This is a genomic window from uncultured Thiodictyon sp. (assembly GCF_903946935.1).
In the GTDB taxonomy this organism is placed as follows: domain Bacteria; phylum Pseudomonadota; class Gammaproteobacteria; order Chromatiales; family Chromatiaceae; genus Thiodictyon.
On sequence record NZ_CAJAXH010000321.1, the window covers coordinates 1 to 1,526 of the forward strand.

The following is a 1,526-nucleotide window of genomic DNA, read 5'->3' on the forward strand; positions in this document are numbered from 1 at the left end:
ATTGTTGACGCTCGCGATCGGTTACGAGGACAGGCGCAGGACGAAGCAAGGGCATCGAAAAAACCAGAGTGGATCACGAAGTTTGCATCTTACAACGCGCTCTTCAGAAACGGTATTAGGATTTTCATCCTGCGGTACTAGCACGTCGCTAACTTGTTGGTCCATTTTTTTCGTATTACTCAGCTCTACCGCAAGATAGAGTGAACCGCCATGGCGACCGCAACATTCATCTTTCGCAGTGGCGCGGGCACCATGGCCGTTGCGCTGTACGCGCTGACCTGAGTGGCAGCCAACGGCAGGGTCAGCAGGAGGGCGATAGAACAGCGATTCAACATCTGGTCATCCTCAATGTGCGATCGGTGAGTGAAGTGAAGCCGTCCGTGGTTCGACTGTTCGACAAGCTCACAGCTCACAGCTCACAGCTCACCACGAACGGCTGTATAGGGCGTGCGGCACAATAAACCCGGAGCCGCTGTAGCTGTCAACTTTTTGTTGTGGCAGTCGGGACCGTCCCCTCGTGTCAGGGCAGCAATCGCCTGCATGATGGGCGATCCGCCCGTTGCCCGGCACGCCCACCCATGCGACACTTTCGGCCACCCCGCAACGTCCCCGACCGGCCTGAGCGCCCAGCCGCCATGTCACGCCAGCGTCGCCCCCGTAAGCACCGTCGTCCGTCCGTCGAAACGATGCTGGCAGAATATGTCGAAGAGTGGACGGAGAAGTGGAAGCGCGAGGGTCTGTTGGCGGGCCGGCTGGAAGGCGAGCGGGAAGGCCGGATGGAAGGCAAGCTGGAAGGCAAGCGCGATACGTTCAAGCGTTTGCTCCGGCGTCGCTTCGGCGATCTTCCCCCCTGGGCGGATGAGTGCATTGCAGGGGCGAGCGTTGCGCAACTGGACGCCTGGGTCGACGGGATCTTCGCGGCCGAAACCCTAGAGCCCCTGTTGGACGGTCCGCACCCGACGTCCGACCCATCCGCGGATTAGGCGGCGCAACCATCAACGAGGCCTAACGGGGCGGTCGGAGCCGCCTGGCGTTGGAACCAAGGTCCCCTTGTGCCGGTTAAGCTTATGGGCCCAGAAGCTTCTGATTAGCAAGATGTTTCAGCCAAGCGAATCCAGCGTGCCGGGCGGGGGCCAGCGGTCGCTGCGGCCACCAACAGTCGGTTGGGCAGGGCGTGCAGGTTGAAGCGGCGGTTGAAGCGATAGGCGATGGCGCCGAGGTAGCGCTCGGCATACTTGCCGAAGCCGAAACTGTGGTAGGCGCCGCTGAGGCTGGTTTTGAGGTTGCCGAGGACGGTATTGATCCATTGGAACATGGGCACTTCCTTGGGTTTGCGTCCACCCACAACGATGGGCCGATGGGTACAGCCGATGTCGGTGACCCCGGCCGGAATGTGTCAATGAAAATGAGACACCGGGGTGTCGAATTTAGTGTTGCTCGGGAGGCTCTTGGATCTCGGTTAAGCCTGCGGCCGGCGGGTTGATCCAAACCTCTGCGGGAGGCAGCTTGGGTGTCGGCGGTGTGCC

The 1,526-nt window shown here is 60.9% G+C and carries 1 protein-coding gene and 1 pseudogene; one reads left to right on the plus strand and one right to left on the minus strand.

What is annotated here, in order from left to right; genetic code table 11:
• Positions 1 to 635 precede the first annotated feature (635 nt).
• Positions 636 to 983, plus strand: a complete 348-nt coding sequence (locus tag QZX93_RS27205) for a DUF4351 domain-containing protein (RefSeq protein WP_295395041.1) — start codon at positions 636 to 638, stop codon at positions 981 to 983.
• Between the two features lie 104 nt (positions 984 to 1,087).
• Here the strand turns inward: QZX93_RS27205 and QZX93_RS27210 are convergent.
• Positions 1,088 to 1,381: pseudogene (locus QZX93_RS27210) on the minus strand (transposase); the annotation flags it as partial.
• Positions 1,382 to 1,526 lie beyond the last annotated feature (145 nt).